This window comes from Salisediminibacterium beveridgei (assembly GCF_001721685.1).
GTDB classification, from domain to species: domain Bacteria; phylum Bacillota; class Bacilli; order Bacillales; family Salisediminibacteriaceae; genus Salisediminibacterium; species Salisediminibacterium beveridgei.
In genome coordinates this window covers 1,488,680-1,512,585 of the sequence record NZ_CP012502.1, presented here as the reverse complement: position 1 = coordinate 1,512,585, position 23,906 = coordinate 1,488,680, and the positions used below count along the sequence as shown (strand labels likewise).

The 23,906-nt window shown below is 41.7% G+C and carries 28 protein-coding genes and 1 riboswitch; of the genes, 7 read left to right on the top strand and 21 right to left on the bottom strand.

The genetic code is table 11. From position 1 onward, the window contains the following. Window positions 1–131 precede the first annotated feature (131 nt). Window positions 132–380, top strand: coding sequence for a ferredoxin (locus BBEV_RS07035; protein WP_013173092.1), 249 nt, complete (start codon window positions 132–134; stop codon window positions 378–380). Between the two features lie 52 nt (window positions 381–432). On the opposite strand, the gene BBEV_RS07030 is transcribed toward BBEV_RS07035, so the two are convergent. Both BBEV_RS07030 and BBEV_RS07025 read right to left on the bottom strand, forming a co-directional pair. Continuing rightward, window positions 433–1,080, bottom strand: a complete 648-nt coding sequence (locus BBEV_RS07030; protein ID WP_069364820.1) for a Crp/Fnr family transcriptional regulator — start codon at window positions 1,078–1,080, stop codon at window positions 433–435. Further along, entirely contained in the window at window positions 1,077–1,787 is a 711-nt protein-coding gene (locus tag BBEV_RS07025) for a FadR/GntR family transcriptional regulator (RefSeq protein ID WP_069364819.1), read from the bottom strand. Before BBEV_RS07025 ends, BBEV_RS07030 begins: the two co-directional genes overlap by 4 nt. A 307-nt stretch (window positions 1,788–2,094) precedes the next feature. Here BBEV_RS07025 and serA point away from each other — a divergent pair, with 307 nt between their 5' ends. Together serA and BBEV_RS07015 are read left to right on the top strand one after the other, a co-directional pair. Continuing rightward, entirely contained in the window at window positions 2,095–3,642 is a 1,548-nt protein-coding gene (serA, locus tag BBEV_RS07020) for a phosphoglycerate dehydrogenase (RefSeq protein WP_069366643.1), read from the top strand. Between the two features lie 110 nt (window positions 3,643–3,752). Continuing rightward, window positions 3,753–4,484 carry a SurA N-terminal domain-containing protein gene (locus BBEV_RS07015; protein WP_198155080.1) on the top strand — a complete coding sequence of 244 codons (732 nt, stop codon included), beginning with the start codon at window positions 3,753–3,755 and terminating at the stop codon, window positions 4,482–4,484. Between the two features lie 64 nt (window positions 4,485–4,548). Here BBEV_RS07015 and BBEV_RS07010 read toward each other — a convergent pair whose 3' ends face one another. Next, on the bottom strand, window positions 4,549–5,094 hold the full coding sequence (locus tag BBEV_RS07010) for a cob(I)yrinic acid a,c-diamide adenosyltransferase (RefSeq protein WP_069364817.1): 546 nt from the start codon (window positions 5,092–5,094) through the stop codon (window positions 4,549–4,551). Window positions 5,095–5,211: 117 nt separating this feature from the next. Here BBEV_RS07010 and BBEV_RS07005 point away from each other — a divergent pair, with 117 nt between their 5' ends. After that, the gene (locus BBEV_RS07005) at window positions 5,212–5,727 is read left to right on the top strand and encodes a MogA/MoaB family molybdenum cofactor biosynthesis protein (RefSeq protein WP_069364816.1); all 516 of its coding nucleotides are present in this window, start codon (window positions 5,212–5,214) and stop codon (window positions 5,725–5,727) included. A 117-nt stretch (window positions 5,728–5,844) separates the two neighbouring features. On the opposite strand, the gene BBEV_RS07000 is transcribed toward BBEV_RS07005, so the two are convergent. From BBEV_RS07000 to BBEV_RS06965, 8 genes are all read right to left on the bottom strand, one after another. Next, window positions 5,845–7,650, bottom strand: coding sequence for an ATP-binding protein (locus BBEV_RS07000; RefSeq protein WP_069364815.1), 1,806 nt, complete (start codon window positions 7,648–7,650; stop codon window positions 5,845–5,847). 2 nt (window positions 7,651–7,652) lie between these two features. After that, the gene (locus BBEV_RS06995; protein ID WP_069364814.1) at window positions 7,653–8,366 is read right to left on the bottom strand and encodes a response regulator transcription factor; all 714 of its coding nucleotides are present in this window, start codon (window positions 8,364–8,366) and stop codon (window positions 7,653–7,655) included. A 147-nt stretch (window positions 8,367–8,513) separates the two neighbouring features. Next, window positions 8,514–9,704, bottom strand: coding sequence for a c-type cytochrome biogenesis protein CcsB (gene ccsB, locus BBEV_RS06990; RefSeq protein ID WP_069364813.1), 1,191 nt, complete (start codon window positions 9,702–9,704; stop codon window positions 8,514–8,516). Further along, entirely contained in the window at window positions 9,691–11,367 is a 1,677-nt protein-coding gene (gene resB / locus BBEV_RS06985) for a cytochrome c biogenesis protein ResB (RefSeq protein ID WP_069364812.1), read from the bottom strand. The genes ccsB and resB overlap by 14 nt, the downstream gene beginning before the upstream one ends. 17 nt (window positions 11,368–11,384) lie before the next feature. Beyond that, window positions 11,385–11,906 (bottom strand): thiol-disulfide oxidoreductase ResA, encoded by a 522-nt coding sequence (resA, locus tag BBEV_RS06980; RefSeq protein ID WP_069364811.1) that lies wholly within the window; start codon window positions 11,904–11,906, stop codon window positions 11,385–11,387. A gap of 78 nt (window positions 11,907–11,984) precedes the next feature. Then, a complete protein-coding gene (locus tag BBEV_RS06975) occupies window positions 11,985–12,704 on the bottom strand; it encodes a pseudouridine synthase (protein WP_069364810.1) in 720 nt (239 codons plus the stop codon). A gap of 117 nt (window positions 12,705–12,821) precedes the next feature. Further along, entirely contained in the window at window positions 12,822–13,514 is a 693-nt protein-coding gene (locus BBEV_RS06970) for a formate dehydrogenase subunit gamma (protein WP_069364809.1), read from the bottom strand. Next, window positions 13,507–14,523, bottom strand: coding sequence for a 4Fe-4S dicluster domain-containing protein (locus BBEV_RS06965; RefSeq protein WP_069364808.1), 1,017 nt, complete (start codon window positions 14,521–14,523; stop codon window positions 13,507–13,509). Before BBEV_RS06965 ends, BBEV_RS06970 begins: the two co-directional genes overlap by 8 nt. Window positions 14,524–14,698: 175 nt before the next feature. Between BBEV_RS06965 and BBEV_RS06960 the strand changes: the two genes are divergently transcribed. Then, window positions 14,699–15,265 carry a hypothetical protein gene (locus BBEV_RS06960; protein ID WP_069364807.1) on the top strand — a complete coding sequence of 189 codons (567 nt, stop codon included), beginning with the start codon at window positions 14,699–14,701 and terminating at the stop codon, window positions 15,263–15,265. 151 nt (window positions 15,266–15,416) lie between these two features. Here the strand turns inward: BBEV_RS06960 and BBEV_RS06955 are convergent, their stop codons facing one another. From BBEV_RS06955 to BBEV_RS06945, 3 genes are read right to left on the bottom strand one after another with little or no spacing between them, the layout of a single operon-like run. Then, window positions 15,417–15,917: a DUF3907 family protein gene (locus BBEV_RS06955; protein ID WP_069364806.1), complete on the bottom strand. Its 501-nt coding sequence runs from the start codon at window positions 15,915–15,917 to the stop codon at window positions 15,417–15,419. 2 nt (window positions 15,918–15,919) lie between these two features. Further along, window positions 15,920–16,540, bottom strand: coding sequence for an SMC-Scp complex subunit ScpB (scpB, locus tag BBEV_RS06950; RefSeq protein ID WP_069364805.1), 621 nt, complete (start codon window positions 16,538–16,540; stop codon window positions 15,920–15,922). A 3-nt stretch (window positions 16,541–16,543) separates the two neighbouring features. Continuing rightward, entirely contained in the window at window positions 16,544–17,284 is a 741-nt protein-coding gene (locus tag BBEV_RS06945) for a segregation/condensation protein A (protein ID WP_084007275.1), read from the bottom strand. 146 nt (window positions 17,285–17,430) lie between these two features. On the opposite strand from BBEV_RS06945, the gene BBEV_RS06940 reads away from it, so the two are divergent. Further along, complete coding sequence (locus BBEV_RS06940; protein WP_069364804.1) at window positions 17,431–17,949, top strand: DUF309 domain-containing protein; 519 nt, start codon at window positions 17,431–17,433, stop codon at window positions 17,947–17,949. 39 nt (window positions 17,950–17,988) lie between these two features. Here the strand turns inward: BBEV_RS06940 and ribH are convergent, their stop codons facing one another. The 6 genes from ribH to BBEV_RS06910 form a co-directional block, all read right to left on the bottom strand. Next, window positions 17,989–18,453: a 6,7-dimethyl-8-ribityllumazine synthase gene (ribH, locus tag BBEV_RS06935; RefSeq protein WP_069364803.1), complete on the bottom strand. Its 465-nt coding sequence runs from the start codon at window positions 18,451–18,453 to the stop codon at window positions 17,989–17,991. A gap of 71 nt (window positions 18,454–18,524) precedes the next feature. Beyond that, complete coding sequence (locus tag BBEV_RS06930; RefSeq protein WP_069366641.1) at window positions 18,525–19,718, bottom strand: bifunctional 3,4-dihydroxy-2-butanone-4-phosphate synthase/GTP cyclohydrolase II; 1,194 nt, start codon at window positions 19,716–19,718, stop codon at window positions 18,525–18,527. Window positions 19,719–19,743: 25 nt separating this feature from the next. Continuing rightward, entirely contained in the window at window positions 19,744–20,403 is a 660-nt protein-coding gene (gene ribE / locus BBEV_RS06925; protein ID WP_069364802.1) for a riboflavin synthase, read from the bottom strand. Further along, window positions 20,403–21,512 carry a bifunctional diaminohydroxyphosphoribosylaminopyrimidine deaminase/5-amino-6-(5-phosphoribosylamino)uracil reductase RibD gene (gene ribD, locus BBEV_RS06920; RefSeq protein ID WP_069364801.1) on the bottom strand — a complete coding sequence of 370 codons (1,110 nt, stop codon included), beginning with the start codon at window positions 21,510–21,512 and terminating at the stop codon, window positions 20,403–20,405. The genes ribE and ribD overlap by 1 nt, the downstream gene beginning before the upstream one ends. 242 nt (window positions 21,513–21,754) lie before the next feature. Then, window positions 21,755–21,901: riboswitch (FMN riboswitch) on the bottom strand. A gap of 104 nt (window positions 21,902–22,005) precedes the next feature. Next, a complete protein-coding gene (locus tag BBEV_RS06915) occupies window positions 22,006–22,401 on the bottom strand; it encodes a type II toxin-antitoxin system death-on-curing family toxin (protein WP_069364800.1) in 396 nt (131 codons plus the stop codon). A gap of 2 nt (window positions 22,402–22,403) precedes the next feature. Beyond that, window positions 22,404–22,676, bottom strand: a complete 273-nt coding sequence (locus BBEV_RS06910) for an AbrB/MazE/SpoVT family DNA-binding domain-containing protein (protein ID WP_069364799.1) — start codon at window positions 22,674–22,676, stop codon at window positions 22,404–22,406. A 170-nt stretch (window positions 22,677–22,846) separates the two neighbouring features. Between BBEV_RS06910 and BBEV_RS06905 the strand changes: the two genes are divergently transcribed. After that, a complete protein-coding gene (locus tag BBEV_RS06905) occupies window positions 22,847–23,329 on the top strand; it encodes a PaaI family thioesterase (protein ID WP_157101041.1) in 483 nt (160 codons plus the stop codon). Window positions 23,330–23,450: 121 nt separating this feature from the next. Here the strand turns inward: BBEV_RS06905 and BBEV_RS06900 are convergent, their stop codons facing one another. Beyond that, entirely contained in the window at window positions 23,451–23,885 is a 435-nt protein-coding gene (locus BBEV_RS06900; protein ID WP_069364797.1) for a peptidylprolyl isomerase, read from the bottom strand. Window positions 23,886–23,906: the final 21 nt, after the last annotated feature.

The following is a 23,906-nucleotide window of genomic DNA, read 5'->3' as shown; positions in this document are numbered from 1 at the left end:
TACATTTCCTATTGAAATGTTCAGTGGTAACCTTTACAATGAAAATATAGAGAACAGACTTCTTGACGGAAGATGTTCTTAAAAAAACACCCTTGCAAAAGGGATTCTATATTCTATGGGAGGTTTTTGTAATGGCAAAGTATACAATCGTGGACAAAGATACCTGTATCGCATGTGGTGCATGTGGTTCCGCAGCACCAGACATTTATGATTATGACGATGACGGTATCGCGTGGGTTATCCTTGACGATAACCAGGGTACTGCAGAAGTACCGGAAGAGCTCTATGAAGACATGGAAGACGCACTTGACGGATGCCCGACTGATTCCATCAAGATCGCAGAAGAGCCATTTGACGGCGACGCTTTGAAATTTGAATAGTCACCTGTCATACCAGAACCACCGGCATAGCCGGTGGTTCTTTGTATTTCCTTTATGCTCTCTCTTCCCATGACGAGTGAATAATAATACGATCTTTTTTGATTGTCAGATACCCGGCAACTTCCCATTTTTTCAGCTGCCTGCTTACCGTTTCTCTGGTTGAACCAATTAAATGCCCCAGCTCCTGGTGAGTCAGAATGATCTCATTTCCCTGTACACGTGTTAAATGGTCGATTGCCGATTGCAACCTGGCATGAACATCCATACTCAACAGTTCGTTCAATTTTCGTTGCAGCATCAACATGTTCTGGTTCATCATTTGTATAATTTTAATCGAAACTTCCGGTCTTGCAAGAATAAAGGCCTCGATTTGATCAATTGGTAAAGCTAAAACCCTCACATCTTTTTTAGCTGTTGCTGTTCCAGGGTATTCAGTATGATCAAACAAACCTGCGTGCGGGAAAATTTCGCCCTCGCTTAAAACATTAATAACACTCTCATTTCCTGTTTCGGTCAGTTTGGATATTAATACCGTGCCTTCACCAAGGACGAACAGGTCTCTCTTCGGATTCCCTTCGAGAAACAGCCGTTCCTTATCTCTATATTGTATATCCTTACCCAGGTCAATGAGTTCTTCTTGTTCACTCTCATTTAAACCGCCAAACCAAACTGATTTTTTTAGATAGTATTTCCAATTCATAAGTCTGCACCATCATGAAGAAATATCGCTTTTTCAACACCGGCGATATGATCATACATCGCCTGATAAGCTTGTTCTTTGTCGCCGTCACGTATCGCCTCATAGATCCTGAAGTGTTCCTGATAAAGCTGTATCATTTTTTCTTCATTGGAATATAAAAAAAGTTGTCTGGCTTCTTTCATAGATTCTTCAACAGTTTCTGAAATGGTTGCCATCAATCGTTCAAGCATATGATTACCAGCTGCAGCTACAATCGCCATATGAAAGTCGATGTCTGCCTGTTCACCAAGACGACCATCTCCCTCTGCAAGTTTCATTTCACGCAAAATCCGCTCGAGTTTTCTCAAATCTGCGTCGGTCCTCTTCTCAGCAGCAATGGATGCAGCGCCTGTTTCATTCAGCTTACGAACTTCAAAAAGCTGTTTTAAATCCTCCTGTTCAAGAATGGATGGAATCATCCGGTCAGATAAATTCATAGCCACTTTTTTTACAAAAGTCCCTTCACCCTGCCTGATTTCAATCATTCCCATTGCTTTCAAAGCGCTGAGTGCTTCTCTGATTGCTGATCTCCCGACATTGAAGTCCTCAGACAATTGTTGGACTGAAGGCAGTCTTTCTCCTGGTTTGAATTCACTTTTCTGAATCATATCGGTCAACTGTTCAGCAACAATCTCATAAATTTTCTTTGATTTCACCTGTTTTATCATTAAATTATCTCCTTTAGAGCTATGCATCATCAATACTTTCATTGTAACCAATCCAAGACTTCTTTTCAATTTCGATTCTGATAAGCTTTGATCACAGAAATGAACAAATAAAATTTCTGAAAACCGAACATTTGAAAGCGTTACCATTTAGAATGTTTGATTTTTTAACAAGTTAGTGTAGTAAATTGTCTGAATTTCGTGTTAATATTGGAACATAAAATCTTAATTCAGGAGTTGAAGGGAATTGAACACTAACACAAAAGATCGCACTGAGAACCGCCTTTTTACCGTTCTTGTATCTGATCAAATGAGCGAAGAAGGTTTAAAGCCGGTTATCGAGTCAGAAAAGGTCCAAGTCATTTTTGAGAACGTACTAAAAACATCCACCCCCCTCGAAGAAGTAGATGCATTAATTATCAGAAGTGCAACAACCGTTACCGCAGACATTATTGAAAAAATGCCTAACCTCAAAATTATCGGCCGTGCAGGAGTAGGTGTTGATAATGTCGATTTGGACGCAGCGACAGCCAATGGCGTTGTTGTTGTGAATGCACCGGATGGCAACACCATTTCTACTGCGGAGCACACATTTGCCATGCTTGCATCCGTTGTCCGCAATATACCTCAGGCAAATCAATCCATGAAGGAAGGGCGTTGGGACCGTAAACTATACACAGGAACAGAACTTTTTGGTAAAACCCTTGGTATTGTTGGATTTGGCCGAATCGGAGCTGAGCTGGCCTCAAGAGCACGTGCTTTCAAAATGAACGTGGTTGCTTATGATCCCTTCCTCACTGAATCACGGGCAGAAAAGAATAAGGTAACAATTATGGATCTCGATGAGCTCCTTGAAACCAGCGATTTTGTTACCGTTCATACTCCTCTGACAAAAGAAACCAAAGGCATGATCAGTTCTGAAAGATTAAAAAAAATGAAGAACAGTGCATATCTGTTGAACTGTGCCCGCGGAGGCATCATCGATGAGGATGCCCTTTACGATGCGATAAAATCGGGAGAGCTCAAAGGAGCTGCCATTGATGTTTATGAAAGTGAACCGGCTAAGAATCATCCATTAGCAGAACTCGAACAAGTCATTACGACACCTCATATTGCTGCTTCGACTGACGAAGCCCAATTGAATGTCGCAGAACAAGTTGCTGTGGAAGTTTTGGAATATTTGCAGGGAAAACCTGCACCCCATGCATTAAATCTGCCTCATATCGATGCAGAGGAATTTGAAAAAATGGCACCAATCACCTCTCTTACTAAAATTCTTGGTGAAACAGCAACTCAATTATTTCGTGAACCGGTTAAAGAAGTGGAAATGCACTATGCTGGAGAATTGTCTCATCAGGAAACGGGATTGTTTAATCGAAGCTTTTTAGCCGGTTTTTTCAAGCACCGGGTCGACAGCTATGTTAATGAGGTCAATGCTGTTGCTATTGCGAAAGAACGGGAGATCAATGTGTCTGAAAGACATTCCAGTGAATCATACGGGTATTCTAATATGATTGGTGCCACTATAAAAGGTGAAAAACGCGAATTATTTATTGTTGGAACATACAGCAAAGAATTTGGTCCACGAATCGTAAAGATCGATGATTTCTCCTTTGAATTTCAGCCTGGTGCGCATACACTTTTCGTTCAACACTACGATAAACCGGGTGTCATTGGTAAAGTGGGCCAGCTCTTAGGTACTCATAATGTCAACATTGCAACGATGCAAGTCGGAAGACATTCCGAGGGAGGAAAGGCAATCATGCTCCTTGGGACGGATAAAGGCTGTAACGACGAAGTCATTAAAGCTTTTGAATCATTCTCCGAAGTGGAATCTGTACAAGCCATTGAACTTTGATTTAGTTGGGTTATATTCCTGAAACATTGGTGACTTCAGCTTGTCTGTGTTATAGTAATAGGTGTTTTTAAAAATTAATAGACAAGAAAGGTTGTTGACGTTTCATGAAGATGTACCCGACCAAATTCTGGCTGTCTCTTCCACTCAGTGCAGGATTGATTCTCACGGCTTGCAGTGGAGACAACAGTGATGCCGAGACGGAATCACTTTTAAATGAGGATGAGACTGAAACGGCGTTGAATGATGAACCTGAGCCGACTGGATCAGGGGAAAGTGTTCTCGAACTTGAAGGAGACACTGTAGCAACAGTCAATGGACAGGACATTCCGATGGAACAATTGGAAATGCAACTCCAGCAGTATGAATTGATGTTCGCAGAACAGGGGATTGATTTTGCAGAAGAAGAAAACCTTGAATTACTGATGCAAATCCAACAAGGTATCGTAGATGAACTAGTCCAATTGGAAGTACTTGTTCAGGAAGCTGACCGCTTGAATTTTGAGGCTGATGAAAACGAGGTTCAGGTTGAATTGGAACAAATCCGATTGCAGTTCGATGACTTTGAAGATGCATTAGAAGCTCAAGGCTATACAGAAGATATGCTCGAAAATGAAATCCGTGATTCATTAAAACTGAATCAGCTTCTTGCAGATGATCATATTCTGTCTCTTGAAATCGAGGTAACGGACGAAGAGATTGAAGAATCCTACGAGCAGCAAGTTGCTGAGAACCCTGAAATCAATGACCTTGAAGATGTTCGTGATGCCATTGAAATACAGTTGATCCAAACCAAATATATTGATCAATTATATGATGAAGCTGATATCGACATCCACATGTAAAACTACGTTAAAACGCCCTGCGCATTTGATATGCACAGGGCGTTTTCCTATTCGTAAACTGCAATTATTTCCGATTTGACCGATAAGGAATATCTTCAAGATCTGTACGCACATTAACCGCTCTGGCTGCGGCAAAAAAATAATCCGACAATCGGTTCATATAGACAATCGCTTCAGCTGGTGTCTGAACTTCCTCAGAAATATCGACAATGCGACGCTCTGCTCGCCTTGCAACTGTGCGGCATTGATGGAGATAAGCCGCTGCTGTGTGTCCTCCGGGTAAAATGAATTGTTCAAGCGGAGGAGCCTCCTCCCAGTAGTAATCGATGCGATTTTCCAGGTAAATTGTAAATTCATTTTGAATATAATAATTCTCTCTTGTTGTCACGTTTGCCAAGTCAGCACCAAGATCAAATAATTCATGTTGTATTTTCTGAAGATCTTCTTTCATATCCTCACATCCATCTGGAATCGAAGTCAGTGTGACCCCAATCAGGCTGTTTAATTCATCGACAGTCCCATAAGCCTCTACTCGTTCATTAGACTTCTTCACTTTCTTCCCAATTAGATGGGTATCACCTTCGTCGCCGGACTTTGTATAAATTTTCATGATTTTCCTCCATTCATTTCATTATCAGTTTTCAGCTTAACGTTTGAAAGAGTCGTTTGCAATTCAAATGAATCAAGGTAATAATAGTACTAGACATTCTGAAAGGACTGATCATCAATGAGCGTAAACGAACATAAGCAAGAAGCACCCGATCATGTCACCTGCATGATCTTGACAGTATCTGATAGCCGTACAAAAGAAACAGATAAAAGCGGTAAACTCATGATTGAAAAACTGGAGGAATCCGGCCATCACATCTTCAGACATGAAATCGTAAAAGATGATTTCAGCGGTATTCAAAAATGGATTCGTTTTGCTGACCAGCATGAAAAAATTGAAGCATTGCTGATTAATGGGGGTACCGGAATTACTTTCAGAGATACAACCTTTGAAGCCGTTTCAGATATGTTGGACAAAGAATTACCAGGTTTTGGTGAATTATTCAGATATTTAAGTTTCGCAAAAGACATCGGTCCTGCTGCTATGCTTTCCAGAGCAACTGCAGGTGTAAGAGGACAGACTGCGATTTTTTCAACTCCTGGTTCATCAGGCGCTGTAAAGCTTGCGATGGATGAATTAATTATCCCTGAAATCACCCATATGATGCGGGAGATTTACAAAGATCTGGACTGATGATGATAAATAGGCTTGTCGACAAGCCTATAGTGAAAGCCTTAGTTCCACTTAAATTCCCTGGGAAGTTTAGAACAAAACAGACGGCAGCCGAAAACAGGCCTGCCGTCTGACTTATCATTCAACCATGTCATCATCTGCTTCTCCGAAAGGCAAAAAGACAGAGAATGTTGTCCCTTCACCAATTTTACTATGCGCGGAGACTCTACCTTTGTGCGCTTCAACAATATTCTTTACGATTGCAAGACCGAGACCCGTCCCGGCTCTTCCTCTGGTTCGAGCTTTGTCTGCCTTGTAGAAGCGTTCAAAAACAAACGGCAGATCCTCTTCAGGAATCCCTGCACCCGAATCCTCGATCTCCAGTTTAAATCCATTGATCAATTCTTCCAATCTGATCGTTACAGAACCGTTAACAGATGTGTAGCGGATCGCGTTATCCACTAAATTTGTCATCACCTGTTCGATACGATCCGGGTCTACATAAGCTTCAGCATCAGATGCTGCGATTTCACTAATCAAATCAACATCGTTTTCTTTAGCAACCCCTGTGAATTTACGGAATATCCGTTCACTGAATTCAGTCATATTCACCGATTCAATGTTCAATTGAATATGTCCGGCTTCAATTCTGGCGAGGTCGAGCAATTCATTCACCAAGCGCCCCATGCGAAGAGATTCATCATAAATGATTTGAGCCAATTCTTTCTTTTCTTCATCGCTGCCAGCGACATCATCGATGATTGCTTCACTATACCCTTGCAACATGGAAATCGGTGTTCTCAGTTCGTGAGACACATTCGCAATAAAATCCTTACGAAGCTTATCATGCAAACGTTCTTCAGTCATATCTCTCATAACAGCCACAGCACCGCGAACATGATTCTGATCATATAGCGGAGTCATCAGAATCACCCAACTTCTCCCCTGAACATCGACTTCACCCATTTGTTCTTTTTCTTGAGAAACAACCTTCTCAAATAGTTTTTCCAATTCTTCAGGCAGTTGACCTGACTCCTCTATATCATATCCTTGATCATACAACCAGGCACCGATGAATTCATTTGCAGGTGGGTTGGTTACCATCACACCACCATCACGATCCAGCGTTATGACGCCATCAGCCATTGAAGATAGAATTCGGGACAACTGCTCTTTTTCCTGATTTAATGCATTCAGGTTGGTATTCAGTGCTCTTGCCATCCGGTTAAAGGCAATGCCCAATAATCCGATCTCATCATTAGTTAAAATCGGGACCTTTGTATCAAAATTACCTTTCGCCACTTCCAATGACGCTCTGCGCATCTTACGCAGCGGTGCAGTAATTCGGGTTGTCAAAAAGAATGCAAATACTGTTGTTAATATAATGGCTATTGCGGCGGAAAGCAGAATAATGTTTGTCGTTTGACTCGTTGCCTCCTCGACGACGTCAAGAGGCTGGTAAAGAAATACTGCTCCAATTTCACCTTCTGGGAATTGAACAGGGGTACCAACGATGAGCAATTCTTCTGTCTGCTCTTCCCCGATTGATTCAAATAGGTAATGACCCTCAGTTGCAATGGATTCCTGTTCATCGAACACTCTTGAGAGAATATCGTCTTCATAAAAGAGCGAGAGGGGCAATTGACCTCCCGAGAATATCGAATCACTATACCAGTAATCCTCAGCATTGAGGATGATTACAGCTTCTGTACCATAGGTTGATGAAATTGTGTTTGCCATGGAAATAACTCTTTGCTGTGTTTCTTCTTCCTCAATCACAGAGCCCATCAGACTCGCATGACTCAACAGTTCGTCTTCTGCCCGTTCAGTATGAAACCGCTCAAAATATTGCAATAGCAGGATCGTCAAGATCAGGAGAACGACAGAGACCAGAAGCAGAATCGTAACCCAAAGCTTACCTACTACACTTCGCCAAAACATCATACTTACTTCAAGGCCTCAAATTTATAACCGACGCCCCAGACAGTTGTAATCAGATTACCGGCCTCCGGTGAAACCTTGTTTAATTTTTCGCGCAGACGTTTTACATGCGTATCCACAGTTCTTAAGTCACCAAAAAATTCATAGTTCCAAACATCTTTTAACAACTGCTCTCTGGCAAACACTTTATCAGGTGCAGATGCTAAATAGTGAAGCAGTTCATATTCCTTAGGTGTCAAGCTGATATGTTGATCATCTGCCGTTACCCGGTGGGCATCATTATCTATTGTCAAATGCTGAAAGACCAAAACATCTTTGGCATTTGTTTCTGTCTGTAAAAAAGCCGTTGAAGATGATCGTCGCAACAAGGCCTTCACACGCAAAACAACTTCGCGCGGGCTGAATGGTTTCACGATATAATCATCGGTACCCGCTTCAAATCCCTGTACGCGATTTGCCTCTTCTCCTTTTGCTGTCAACATCATAATCGGTGTCGCTTTTTGCTTTCGGATTTGTTCGCATACTTCGATGCCATCCATCCCCGGCATCATTAAATCCAGGACAATTAAATCATAGTCAACAGATAATGCCTTATCCAAAGCTTTTTCACCATTTTCAGCATCATCCACTTCATAATTCTCTCTCTCAAGATACATTTTTAATAAGCGACGAATACGTTCTTCATCATCTACGACAAGAATTTTAGCTTCAGTACTCATTGTCAGCATCTCCTCACTTTCATTTCCAGTTTATATACTTTTTAAATAAAATGTTCACAATTTTATTGTAACATGACTTGTCCATTTGTTGAACATGAAGGTCACAAAAGGAAGCAGACAATGCATCTGCTTCCTTTTTTACTTCTATTACATACCTGCGTAGGAATGGAGTCCAGCGATGACCAGGTTTACAAATATGAGATTAAACATAATGATAATAAATCCAATGACAACCATCCACGCACTCTTCTTGCCATGCCAACCTCTTGATAATCGTAAATGCAAATAGGCAGCATAAAAGAGGAATGTAATTAAAGCCCACACTTCTTTAGGATCCCAACCCCAAAACCGCGTCCAGGCAATCTGAGCCCAAATCATGGCAAAGATCAATGCACCAAGTGTAAATATTGGAAACCCGATTGCGACAGCTCTGTAACTGATCTCATCCAATGTGGTCAGATTCAATTTTTTTAGAAGTGGCTGAACGATTGCTCCTGTTGGTTTTCTGAAGATTATACGTATCAACCCGTAAACGATCAGACCGGATAGTAATGACCACAATACAGTATTCAAATCATTACTTTGCAAAATTGCCGGTGCATTTATCAGTGGTGACATCCCCTGTTCACTGATCAGTTCACCGTCATTCGGTCCGATAAGCGGAGGGAAGGAATAAGCCATTTCATCCTCAACACCGTTCTCATTTACGTAAGCAAAATCTGCCTGATAGTCTGCCAGCCCAAATGAGAAACCCAAAATCACATACATCAGTGTTGCTATTACCGAGTATTGCACGATCTCCAGGCCGGTCCGGCTTTTCGAGGGTTTAGTGAAATCAATTGCGGCAATCAAGTACATTAATCCTGCAACAAAAGCAACAGCCAATATCCCTTGACCGATTACCGTTGTGATTACGTGAATCGCGAGCCAGTTCGACTGCAAAGCCGGTATCAATGGTTGTACCTCGGTGGGAAACATCGAAGCATACGCGATGATCAACATAACAACAGGCATGGTAAATAATCCGAGATAGTTATTTTTATAGATCGGGTAAATGATTACAAACGCCAAGGCAATGGCAATACCAAGCGCAGTAGTATATTCGAACATGTTACTTACCGGAGCAAACCCTGCTGCAATCCATCGTGTTACAAAATATCCAAGTGAGAGCGCAACAGCAACAATTGCTGTAATGTATCCAAATAAGCCTGATTTATTCTTCTCCATCCCTTCGCTATCTTTGAATTTCCTCCCGGTTATTGCAACGGAGAAAAAGACTGTTGAAGCAAAATAGAAGAAAAAAGCGGCAAAGATCAGATTCGTACTAAGTTGAGCCATGTTGTTCCCCATCCCTTTCATCAGAATTTTCCGCTTCCTGATCATCCGCCTGATCAATTGGTTGTGGAATTCCTGTATCTTTCAAAACATATTCAAAATCTTTCTTTAAGGAATGCCAGTTTTTATTGGCATGGCCTGCAATCAGTAGTTCACCATCTTTTTCCCTGAGCCAGATTCTCCGGTGGTGCCAATAAGATCCTTGCACAAGACCCACCATAAAGATTGCGCCGCCCAGGATTAAAATCGGCAACGTTCGATCCCTTCTGACTGTTAACCCTGTCACGTTAACCATGTCCACATCCGTCATGGCAATCCTGTAATCATTCTCACCATTCAGTGCTTCATTCACCTGTACACCAATTAAACTGAGTTCCCCTCTTCCCTCTTCTGCTTCAGTGTCTGGTGGAAAGACCTCGAAGATAATGCGGGGATTATCAGGAATTCGGTTAAGGGTTGTCGGTTCATTTTGCTCATTAAGCATGAAGTTTGGGAAATATTCCACAATCTCCACTCTGAACCCATTCTCTAGGTCATAGCTCATTTGCGGATCGTTCAAATCAACGTTAAATGTAACAGACTCTTCTTCCTCATCAAGGTCCTCTCCCTCAATTCGGAATGTAAACTCAGAAAGTTCATTCAGTTTATAATCCACCTGATATAAGGAAAAACTGTCAAATGTGAGTGGATCATTGACTCTAATATCATATGTTTTTACTTCATCAAGTTCTGTGTCACTTCCTATCGCACCATCATCTGAACGTTCAAACAACGTTGCACTGGTCTGATAAGTCTTAACAACAGGATCCGACACGGTTTGCAACGCCTCTCCAAACACGGGGTCATCTTCGTCATATAATTCAACCAGGAACTGATCATTCCTTAAAAAAAACTCGCCATCTGTGCCTCTGACAACTTCTGTTTCCCCTTCTCGCACCCATATGTAATCATCCAGGTACATTTCAGGGAAAAGTCGCAATAAACCACCGATCAAAAAAATAATCAAACCAATATGGTTGATATAGGGTCCCCATCTTGCAAAGCGATTTTTTTCTGCAAGCAGAGATTGGTCCTTTTTTCGGATAGAATATCGTTTTTCCTTTAATTTTTTTTCAATACTTTCCCGATTTTCATCCAGCTTCTCCCCGATTTCAAATCGTGTGAAAAGTCGCTGACGTTCAAGAAATTTTTCATGGCGATCAACCCGCTGAGTTTTCAGTGCCCGATACAATGGAACAACACGATCGAGACTGGCAATCACCAGCGAAATACCTAAAGCAGCCAGTATTAAAGTGTACCACCAGGAACTGTAGAGATTATGAAACCCCAATTGATAATAGAGCTGCCCAAAAGCACCGTATTCATTTTGATAGTAAGTCGACGCCGACTCACCACGTGGTAAATACATCTCTTGTGGAAAGATTGTCCCGATTGAAGAAGCCAGCAGCAAAATGACAATGATCCAGATGCCGACTTTTACAGAGGAAAAGAAATTCCAAATTTTATCAACTACACTCTTATTATAGGTCTGCGAACGTCTGGCCACACCTTCATAGCGCATGTTTGCAAGCTGACCTTCTTCTTTTTGTAAAGGAATGCCGCAAGATTCACATAAATACGTCCCATAAGGGTTCATGTGACCACATTCGCATTTTACTTTATCCATCACGTATACCCTCCGAACTATGGAATCAGTGAATCCAATGAATCTACTACTTGAGCTTCCGTCTTTCCACCAACCTGTCGTTCAATGACTATTCCTTCTTCGTCAATCAGAAATACCGAAGGCAGACTGACAACACCATAGGAATGGCTGACCAGCATGTTCCGGTCAATATATAGAGGGAATTCAAGCCCTTGCCGTTCTTTATGCCGTTCCACCTGAAGACTGGTTTCATCGACATTCACATTCAAAATCACAACGTCTTGATCTTCATAAGATGCTTCATATTCCTGTAAATATTGCATTTTATCCCGGCAGTAAACACAATAAGTTGCCCAAAAGTTAAGATAAACGCCTTGTCCTCTAAAATCCTCCAGTTCCACCGGCTTTCCATCCAGATCCGTCACTTCAAAATTTGGAGCAGAATCACCAGCATCCACTACACCACGCTCTTCGGAAAAATTCACATAGAATGCATAGCCTACAGCGGCAAGCATGACTAAAAGAATGGACAAGCGCATCAAGAATCGTCTATTCTTCATTTGACTCACTCTCTTTCATTTCAATCGATCTTTCCTTTATAATAGCACTATCGACACGGTGTTTACAATTTCACGATACTATCTCGCAGCCATTTCCCGTAATGTTTTTACTTCATGCGGTTTCAGCTCTCTCCAATCGCCGGCATTCAAGCCTTTAAGATCCAAAATTCCGTATCGCTCACGCTTTAATTTTAAAACAGGGTGATCGATCGCATCAAACATTCGTCTGACTTGCCGGTTTCGTCCCTCATGGATCGTAATTTCAACAACAGACGAACCTTTTTTATTATCCGTTTTAATCAGTTTTGTTTTTGCAGGTGCAGTTTTTCCATCCTCCAAAAGAATACCCTTCTCCAATTTTTTTAAAGATTCCCTTAAAGGCATACCTTGAACTTTTGCGATATAGGTTTTACGAACCTTATATTTAGGGTGCATAAGAATATTAGCGAATTCACCATCATTGGTTAAAACGATCAGTCCTGATGTATCTGAGTCCAATCGACCAATAGGATACACCCTTTTTTCAGGAGGCACGAGATCAATCACAGTTCTTCGTCCTTTTTCATCATCCACACTGGAAATGACTCCAGCAGGTTTATATAACAGGTAGTATACCGGTTCCTCTTTCTCTAACGGCACACCATCCACCATGATTTCATCCTGATGAATATCAGCTTTGACACCAAGTTCTTTAACTTGTTGTCCATTCACATATACTCTTCCTTCTTGTATCATTGTTTCTGCTTTTCTTCTTGATGTGATCCCTGCCTGAGCAATGATCTTCTGCAGTCTTTCCATTTTATCCACTCCCGCTGTTCGATCACTTTAATTAAGTGTCTCAACTTTTAATTCTATCGGTTTTATATTGATAAAACAATGAAAAGTACACCGGGTTTTCGGTGTACTTTTCATAAATTATGATATCTTTTTATTTTTTCTCTGCTTTTTCTGTTTCAACTCATCATACCAAAGAGAATGACGGTGTTTTACATACTCTTGATCCACTTTGCCGGTGAACATACCAGGAAGCATTTTACGATTGTCTTTAAAAAGAAACGCAGCCATATGACCAATAAAAGCAAAGATGATCAGGACCGTACCGATATTGTGGCCGGTTGTCATAACGACCATCATTGTATTCGACAGAGAGCCTCCTGCTACGTTTTGATACACCTTGAATGCTCCGGTCACAACTAAAAGAAGAATAGAGACGGCAAAGAGGGCATAAGCCAGCCGTTGCTCCGGTAAATATTTATGGCTTGGCGGCTCTGGTTTTTTCAAAATCATGGCCTTCATAAGATGATATGAGCCCTTCAAATCTCCTTTTCTCGGTACAATAGCAAATTCTTTTCGAATCAAATGGTGAATGAGATGGAAGATGGCAGTAAAGATCAGAATGGATGCAAAGGTGTAATGAAGCCATAATGTGATTTCATAACTTTGCAGCCATTCAAGAAAAACAGGGGGATTGGGGCCGAGATACCTTCCATATAGAGGCATCTGGCCGAGTCCTGTGATGATCAGCATAATGATCGAAACTGCCGCAGTCCAGTGTACAAATCGGTTTACTTTTGGCTGCCGGATCATTTTTCCAGTGGTTTTACTCATCAATATCCACCTCCTCAACTTCTTCTTTTTTTAAGGTTTTATAAGCAGTGATCCCCGCTGCAGCGGCACCAGCTACAGGAGCGATCATCATGGCCAGCGTAAACCCATGTGCTGTGTATAAAAGGTTTTCAACTTCGGGTTTCATGTGAGGTCTGCCAGGGCGCTGATCTTCATTAACCTGTTTATCCCTCTGTATCGCTTCATCAATTTTTTCATAAGGTACTTCTGAGACGTAGAATGTATGTGTTCCGCCATTCTCTTCGTCTCCATATACAAATCCACCCATGTCATTTGCTCGACGATTTGCTTCCATCCGCATTTCTTCAAGTGGGCCAAAGGTGATCGCATCTCTTGGACAAGATGTTTCACATGCCGGTTTCTCCCCTTTTTCCAGCAAGTCTACACACATATCACATTTAAACATCACACCGCCCCCGGCGAACGTTGGAGCCAGATTTTTGTATAAGCCAACACCTGCTTGACGCTGCGGAATATCCCACGGACAGGCAGACCTGCACTTTGCACCACCCATACAGAAATCTTCATCTATGGTCACTGCACCATGCTCACTTTTATAAATAACACCGAATGGACAAAGTTTTTGACACGTCGCATCGTCGCAATGCATACATCTTCTCGGAACATGAACCTTCTTCTTCTCCCCGTTGTAATCCACTTCCACACTGTCAACAAATGTCCAGTTATATGGTGTCAACCGATCAATTCTCTCCTGCTCATCTGACCAGTCTTCATGATGATCTCTTGGCCAGTAATCCTGAATCGGTTTTTCCGGCTGTGGAAAGCGATGTTCATTCTTCGTTTTGCACGCTGCCACACAAAGTGGTGTATCTTGATATTCACAGCCATCGCATTTGGATAAATCAATAATGGATCCGATCTGTTTATCCTCATCAATCGCTGATGCGGATACCCATTTATTAGATGTCGTCATCACTGCAGCCGCAGCAGTTGCTGCGGATGCGCGCTTCAAAAAATTACGTCTGTCCATGACAGCAGTCCCCCTAAAATTAATAATTTATTATTGATACTCATACCCCTACATGTATGTTACCGTTTGCTCTTTTTTATTTCAAGGGGACTGGTGTGACAATATTGTGAACAGTTCTAGAGAAAGACGTACTGTCAATGATCTGATACACTGTAAAAAAGAGGAGGTGTGTGGCATGAGTTCAACAGATATCCTGTTAGTACTGAACTTGATCATTCTGATTACCGGCTTTGTCATTCTCGGATTACTGGTTCGAAACTGGATCGGCAAAAAATCGGAAGTTCCAAAAAGAGCACACTCTTTTTCCCCCTTGCCATCTGTTTATGCTTCTTCGCCATCACATCCTGACCATCCGATGGTCCATCAGAGATGGCGTAATGAAGTCAAGCGGACAATAGAACTTCAGTGCCTCAGTATACGAAATGCTGTAGCCAAACAAACCATTGATATTCATCAAACTGAGATGGAACTTGCACCCAAATCATTCTTGTTTGATGATGATATACTTAAGGAAGTCTATCAGCCAGAGCAATTGGACATTCTCAATGAATTCCTTTCAACATTCCAGAAATACCTTGAACTGCATTGGTATACGAAAGAACGTCGCATGAAAACTGTTTTCACCGGACGTATTTCCAATATCGATTCTGAGGCGGGAAGAATGGTCTATCGATCCAAACTGGTTGTAAATGAATTTGACCGGTTGTACCAGCAATTGATGAATTTTAAAAATGAACAGTAAAAAATACTTGGCTTGTCGAGAGGGAAATGGCGACAAGCCTCACTTATACGTATACTTCATTCTCATAACGCATTTAAACTCCCCAAAGAAAATAAAAAGACTCCCGCATTTTACTTTGAACGGGAGTCTTAATTATGGAATTATTTATTCATTACCGTCTTGATTCCTGCTGCTTCATTTTAGTCCGGAAATCCGTTTCGTAATAATCGAGATCTTCTCGAATTTCCTGGAGCGGTCCCTCAATGGAGCGAATCAGATTTTTAAGATTGTCACTGACTTCACTTCTGAACCTTATTGCGTTTTTACCAGTATACGCAGCTCGGCTATCTTCATACCAAACATCATAATGTGGTTGAAAGAATTCTTCTACGCACTGATGAAAGACCCAGAACAAGGTTTTCTCAGCAGCATTCTTGCGGAATTTTTCGCTGGTTAAAAGTAACTGGCCGGATTCTCTTCCTTCATCAAAATAGACCAACAGCCTGCGTAATTGATCAAGTATCAATTCCACATCCTCCTGTTTCGCCTCTTCCATATTCCCTAAAATGGAATGAATCGATTCTTCGTTCAGAAAAAAACGAATATCATCACTCGTTTTCTTCAGTAATTCTACTGTTGAAACCAATTGTTCTTTTACTAATTCATTTCCCATCTTTACGTCTCCCCTTCAATGTCTGATTTATTTTCCTGCTTGATATCCAAGGATTCGGAAAATCGATCATAAAATAAATCCATTTCCTCGGTCAGCTCTTCCTCATCGACATGCTCCGACAAATCCGGCAGCTCTTCGAGAGAAGTTAAGCCGAATTGTTCGAGAAAAAATCTGGTTGTTCCAAATAAAATGGCACGACCCGTTCCTGTTGCTCTACCCGTTTCTTTGACAAGTTCTTTACTTACGAGCGTTCTTAATGGCCTTTCTGACTTCACACCCCGAATATCTTCGATTTCTATTCGTGAAACGGGTTGTCTGTAAGCCACAATGGCCAGACACTCCAATGCCGCTTGCGATAGCGTAGTGGAAGAAGGGGACTGGACCAGTTTTTTAAAATAGTCCACATGCTCTTCTTTGGTAGTCAGCTGGTAAATGCCTCCTGCTTCAGAAAGCTGAATACCTCTCCCTGATGAAGCATACATGTCTTTTAATTCATGAAGATAGAATTTCAATGACTTTCGGTCAATCGACAAGACATTCATCAATTGCTTTTCATCAATTCCTTCTTCCCCACTCACAAATAATAATCCTTCAATTATGGCTTTTATTTCCTGGCTTTGCAATGCTCAGACCTCCCGCTGATAGATCCAGATGTCATCAAAATTATCCTGTTGAACACAACGAACAGCGTTTGATTTCATCAATTCCAAAAGTGCGAGAAAAGTAACGACCAGTTCATGGTGCTCATAGTCAATAATCAATAGAGAAAAAGAGGATGCACCATTCAATCCACTCAATCTTTGCATAATATCGCCCATTTTCTGTTCAATCGGTACTGATTCTCTCTGGATTTTTCTGAAAACAGGTTCAGATTGATCTTGCCTTTTTTTCATTTTTCGAAATGCCTTCAGCATGTCATAAAGAGAAGCATCAACTTCCATTTCCTTCACAGAACCATCTAAAAAGGGAGTCAAATCTGACATTGGTTTTGAAAACAGATCGCTCCTTTTCTTCTCTCGATCTTTCAGTTCCGATGCTGCATCCTTGTACTTTTTATACTCGATTAATTTATTCATCAGTTCATCTCTTTGATCTTCTTCGAAATCGAGCATCTCCTCCTCGAAGTCCACTTCCTCTATCGGGAGCAGCAACTTACTTTTCATTTGCAGAAGTGTGGCGGCCATAACTAGGTATTCACTGGCAATATCCAAATGAAGCTCCTGCATCGTATGTATGTAAGTCATGTACTGATCCGTGATCTCCCGAACTGGAATGTCGTATAAATCCAAATCATTGCTTTGGATTAAATGCAGTAAAAGATCAAGTGGCCCTTCAAAGCTGTGAAGTTTCACGCTGTACTGAAGCATGGCGGTCATCCCTTTCCTGTTTTTGAGTATACCATATTTCTGCATGACCTATAACCGTTTATTACATCCATCTTCACAACTGCCAGATGATCGTTTATTATTAAAGGTGGTATTGAATAGATTCGATTCATTTGGAGGGATATGTCATGCATCATTATCCGGAACCCTACTTAGATTTTCTGATTCATTTTAATGGAACAAGAGACTACTTTGAATGTCATGAAATCATGGAGGAACATTGGATTGAAACTGAACGTGACCCTAAATGGCTTACCCTGATTCAACTGGCTGTAGCAGTTTACCATGAGCGGCAAAAAAATCGAAAAGGCAGCAACAGACTATACAGAAAAGTTCTTGAACACATTGCAAATTCACCAGGTGTCCTTGACTCATTAGGCATTGATGAAAAAAAGGTCATTTATTTTGTGGAAGAACGCATTCAACGAAACCTTGATGAACAATCGTTCGAAAATTTCAATCTTCCTTTAACGGATACCCGGCTTGAAAAAGCTTGTATCGAGAAATGTGATAAACTGCAAGTAGAGTGGCTTTCCAATACGATCGATGACGATTTAACCTTCAGACATCGGCTTCGTGATCGCAGTGATGTCATTGAAGAACGGGAGAAATCAAAACGTAAGAAAGCTAAACAAAGAGACCGCTGAACCCAGCGGTCTCTTTCGAGTATTAAGTGATAGATTTACTTAGAATTGCTTCGTTAAATGTGCCATTTCAATGGCGCTCATGGCAGAATCCCAGCCTTTGTTACCTGCTTTCGTGCCTGCACGTTCAATGGCCTGCTCAATGGTATCTGTAGTAATCACACCGAAGATCGTTGGGACACCTGTTTGCATGGATACTTGCGCAACACCTTTAGAAACCTCACTGCATACATAGTCAAAATGAGGTGTCGACCCTCGAATAACAGTGCCCAGCGTAATCACAGCATCATATTTCCCCGAATCAGCCATTCGTTTTGCAATCATTGGAATTTCATAAGCGCCTGGCACCCAGGCGATATCCACATTATCATCGTCTACACCATGTCGTTTCAGTGCATCCTCTGCACCACCAAGAAGTTTGCTTGTAATGAATTCATTAAATCGCCCAACCACAATACCAAATTTCAGTCCTGATCCTACTAAATGTCCTTCGAATGTTTTTCCCATGTTTGTCATCCTCCAATAAATTGTATAATTCAAAATTTATGATGCTATGGCCCAAATACTTCATTTCAGTATTATAAATGCAGCATGTGACCCAATTTATCACGCTTCGTTTTCATATATTTCTCGTTATCTTTCGACGATGCCATTTGAAGTTGGACCCGTTCCACGATTTCCAAATCATACCCGTCGAGTCCTTTTACTTTTCTTGGGTTATTTGTTAACAGTCGCATTTTCTTCACACCCAGATCTCTCAAAATCTGAGCTCCAATTCCATAATCCCTGAGATCCGGTGCAAAGCCAAGCTTTTCATTCGCTTCCACGGTGTCATATCCTTCTTCTTGAAGCTTATAGGCTCTCATTTTATTCAGGAGACCGATCCCTCTGCCTTCCTGACGCATGTAGAGCAGTATCCCCGATCCTTCCGCTTCAATTTGACTGAGAGCTGCTTCAAGTTGAGGGCCACAGTCACATCGTTTGGATCCAAACACATCACCTGTAAGGCATTCGGAGTGAACTCTTACAAGTGTTGGTTTTTCCCCGCCGATATCGCCTTTTACCATAGCTACATGTTCCTTGCCATCGACGATATTCGAGTAGCCGAATGCTTTAAATGAGCCCAATTCAGTCGGAAGATCAATTTCCACTTCACGCTGAACCAATTTATCTTTTCGGTTGCGGTATTTGATCAGATCCTTGATTGTGACCATTTTTAAACCGAATTCATCTTTCACTTTCTTCAAATCCGGTACCCTGGCCATTTCACCGTCTTCTTTAATGATTTCACAAATCACACCTGCCGGTTTAGAACCACTCATTCGTGCTAAATCCACAGCCGCTTCTGTGTGACCGGCTCTTCGCAAAACACCACCATCTTTTGCGACAAGCGGGAATATATGACCAGGACGTTGAAAATCTGCCGGCTTGGTTGTTTCGTCAATCAACGCTTTTATCGTTAATGACCGCTCAGATGCCGAAATACCCGTTGTTGTATGACGGTGATCTATACTGATCGTAAATGCTGTTCCATGAGGATCGGAATTACGGTCGACCATCGGATCAAGATCCAGTTTTCTGGCCTGTTCCTGAGTAATAGGAGCGCATACAAGGCCTCGCCCATGTTTGATCATGAAATTAATCACTTCAGGTGATGCCTTTTCTGCAAGTGCAACAAAATCTCCTTCATTCTCACGATCTTCATCGTCACAGACAATGACCACATCTCCTTGAGCCAGTGCATAAATCGCTTCTTCTATCGGATCAAAAATACTCATCAAGTTCTCCACCTTTCAGTTACGAATAGAATCCATGTTCTTTGAGATAGGATTCGGTTAATTTTTCTGAAGACTTTTCGTCCGAACCAAATCGTCTCATCAAGAGCTCTTCCATATACTTAGCCAGCATATCGCACTCAATGTTCACAATATCGCCAGGACCTTTGGATCCGATCACGGTCCAATCTAACGTGTGCGGAATAATAGAAATGGTAAATGTCGTGTCTGTTAATCCGAAAATCGTTAAGCTTGTCCCATCCACTGACACACTGCCTTTCATAGTCATGTAATCTCTTAGGTGTTTAGCCACTTCAATTTCATAATAGACAGCATTGTATTCAGGTTTCTTAGAACGAATCGTCCCGATGCCATCCACGTGACCACTGACAAAATGACCACCGAATCGCCCATTTGCTGCCATTGCCCTTTCAAGATTCACTTTTGACCCACTGGAAAGATTTCTTAAGCTTGTATTTCTTACAGTTTCAGGCATCATATCCACTGTGAAAGTGGAATGAGTAAAATCATTCACAGTGAGGCAGACGCCATTTACGGAAATACTGTCGCCCATGTGAACATCTTTTAGGACAACATCAGCCGAAATGGTCATTACGATTGCGTCACCGGTTTCCTGAAGACGGCTGATAGTTCCTTTTTCTTCCACGATTCCTGTAAACATCATTTTCCTCCTTGTTTGATATACGTTCGTTTTATATCATCATCAAAGCGTTCTTCTTTTATGAGTTTCAACCTTGGAGCATCACTCAGATTTTGGACGCCCGTGCCGGAAAAAGCTGATTTTGCTTCTTTTCCACCAATGATCACAGGTGCCTGATAATGAATCACTTCATTGAAAAAACCGCTGTTTAAAAAGGCATCATTGATCGTTCCACCGCCTTCTACAAGCAGCGAGCGGATTCCTTTATGAGCCAGGTTCTTCAGTACCTCTTCAAGAAAATTCTCTTTTTCATCAATGGTGTTAACTGCAGTTCCTTTATTATTAAACTGTTTGATCCTTCTTTGAGAAGCAGAGGATAATGTATATATCCAGGTTGGAGCATCTCTTTCAACGACAATTCTGGACTTCGGTGGTGTTTTGAATGAACGGTCCAAAATAATTCTTATGGGATTATTGCCGCCATCTTGCAGACGTGTTGTCAATGTCGGATCATCCGCAATGACTGTTTTGCTGCCGACCAGAATAGCATCTGTACGGTGGCGCAAACGGTGGACATCTTCTCTGGATTTTTCATTTGTAATCCACTGACTCTCACCTGATGATGTCGCTAATTTGCCGTCCAGACTCGTTGCAAATTTCAGTGTAATATATGGGATGTTGTGAGTAATCGAGTGAAAGAACCAGCGATTGATGAAATCCGCTTCCTCCTTCATCAACCCCGTTTCCACCTGAATACCGGCATTCCTCAGTTGTTCAATCCCTTTTCCTGACACTTCAGGATTTGGATCTGTGGATGCGATCACGACTCGTTTAATACCTGCCTCAATCAATGCATCACTGCACGGTGGTGTTTGACCGTGATGAGAACAAGGTTCAAGACTGACGTAAGCCGTTCCTCCTTTAGCGGCATTCCCTGCCATCTTGAGTGCGTGAATCTCGGCATGATGGCCACCCGCTCTTAAATGTGTTCCAATTCCTTTAATTTCATGATTCTTGACGATCACACAACCGACTTGAGGATTTGGTGATGTCTGTCCTGCTGTTGATTCTGCCAGATTAATGGCTAATTCCATGAACTGCTTATCCAACTCTTCTCCACCTTTCAACATAACAGCATGTCTCACTTCGCACGTAAAAAAAAGACACCCTGAATTTTTTCAGGGTGTCTTTGTATATGGCAGTTCAAATGAGATTGATTTATGCTACAATGCCCATTCTGGATAATCAGTGTGCACTGATAAACGACAGAATTGCAGAATATGCGCTGATGTAAGTATGTCGAAACTTGAGCAGAGATAGCTTGTTAATGATTACTCGGTTCGTCTTGACAGACTCAGCAATATAAATCCTCTCATTTCTTCTCCCATCCAGACTCTACTGTCGGCTTTGGAATTACACCAAATCCACCGGGAGCTTGTTGCTGCTCACGGGTCACGGACTTAAAAGCATTTGCTCTATCACCGCCGGTTGGGAATTTCACCCGACCCCGAAGAAATGATTCATTGTATTTAATTGTGTTTGTTCTATTGTGAACAATTAAATCATAGCACTAACCTTCTTGCGTGGCAAGACTTCTGCTAATTGTGAACATGATTGTCGAAATTATTCAGTAATATGCTGTGAATGCTTATCAATCCATTCAGAAATAATCCCTATGGATGGTCTATCCGTCCAAACGTAACGCGTGAACGCCTCTGCTTCGTTTTCAGTTGCAGTCAACTCATACCCATTCATATAAAGCATCAGAACAAGTGCAGCAAAACCGGTTCGACGGTTGCCATAGTGAAACGGACGGTTTTTCAGTGTTGTACTGAATAATGCAGCGCATTTAAGTGAGAACGTAGGAAAAGCTTCTTCTCCAAATAAACTTTGAATGGGCCTTTCAGCAGCTTCAAGCAACAATCCCTCGTCTCTGACACCAAAAGGTTTATCTGGTGTATATACCCTGTTAACCAACGTATTAATGGCTTTCAATTCATGGAGCAATACATAGCGCATTGTTACTCCCCCCTTTTATCCGCAAGAGTACGAAATGTCTGATCGTATCGTTCAAGTACATGGCGCATCCCCTCAGTGAAATCCTCTTCGACGTTTTTTAAACCCGTTAAATCAAGTTTTCTAGCAGGTCGAATCACAACCTGTTTTTCATCAATCTGAAATGCAAGCTCATCTCCTTGATGTGCATGTAAGTATTCAAGAATCTCAAGTGGAATCTTCACCACATGCTCGTTTTGAACTTTTCTGATTCGTTCATTATATATTTCTTTGGCCATATGCTCACTCCCTGACTGATATGGTGAATCTGTTATCTTATTCCACTAAATTCATTGAAGCTAAACCTTTCTCTGTCATTCAATGCAGGAAATATTCAGACTTTTGAAGAACGAATACAGATAAGAAACAAATTTCAACATTTCAATTTCCAGAGGAGGGAATGATGAGTATGGTCCCGGAATTTCAAGCAATACAAGATGATTATCCCGATGATTTTGCACATTGTTACGGTTGCGGAAGGTTGAACAAAGATGGATTACAACTGAGGACTGGCTGGGGGAAAAACGATGAAACTGTCACTTTGTACCATCCGAGGAATTCACACATTGCCATTCCTGGTTTTGTATATGGAGGATTGCTGGCATCCGTTGTAGATTGCCATGGAACCGGATCAGCTGCACTGATGAAACACCGTTTGAATGGTTATGAACCTGGAGATGATGAACCTGCTCCCAGATTTGTTACTGCGTCACTTCAGCTCGAATATCTTAAACCCACACCACATAATGTTGAACTGATGGCTATTGGAAAAGTGGAAGAAATTCATCCGAAAAAATTCAAAGTACACATTCAAGTATTTGCCGGCACTGAACATTGCGTCACTGGTGAGGTAGTCGCTGTACAAGCCCCGTCATCTTTCAGCCGAAAATAAAGTAAATTCGGCTTTTCGCCGAGCCTTGGTTGCACTGATGCCTCATTCCTTCAGTAAACTGAAACATGCCTGTGAAGTATTAAAAGAGGCAGACTGATGTGTTCAGTCTGCCTGGCTGATCTTATAAATCGAATACTTTTACTTCCTGCATCACGTCACCTTGTTTAATACGGTCTACTACATCCAAGCCTTCAGTGACCTGACCAAAAACGGTATGAACACCGTTTAAATGAGGTTGTGGCGCAAAAACAACAAAAAATTGGCTGCCTCCTGTGTCTTTCCCGGCATGTGCCATAGATAGACTTCCGCGTTGGTGTTTATGCGGATTGTTTTCTGTCTCACATTTGATCGTATAACCCGGTCCACCCGTGCCTGTTCCATGTGGGCATCCGCCCTGTGCGACAAATCCCGGTATCACCCGGTGAAATGACAAGCCGTTATAAAAACCGTCATTGGCCAGTTTTTCAAAGTTCTCTACTGTCCCTGGCGCTGCCTCAGGAAAAAATTCAATTTCAATTTTTTCGCCATTCTCAAAAGAAATTTCCCCTTTTTTCATATACATAGCCTCCTGAATTCA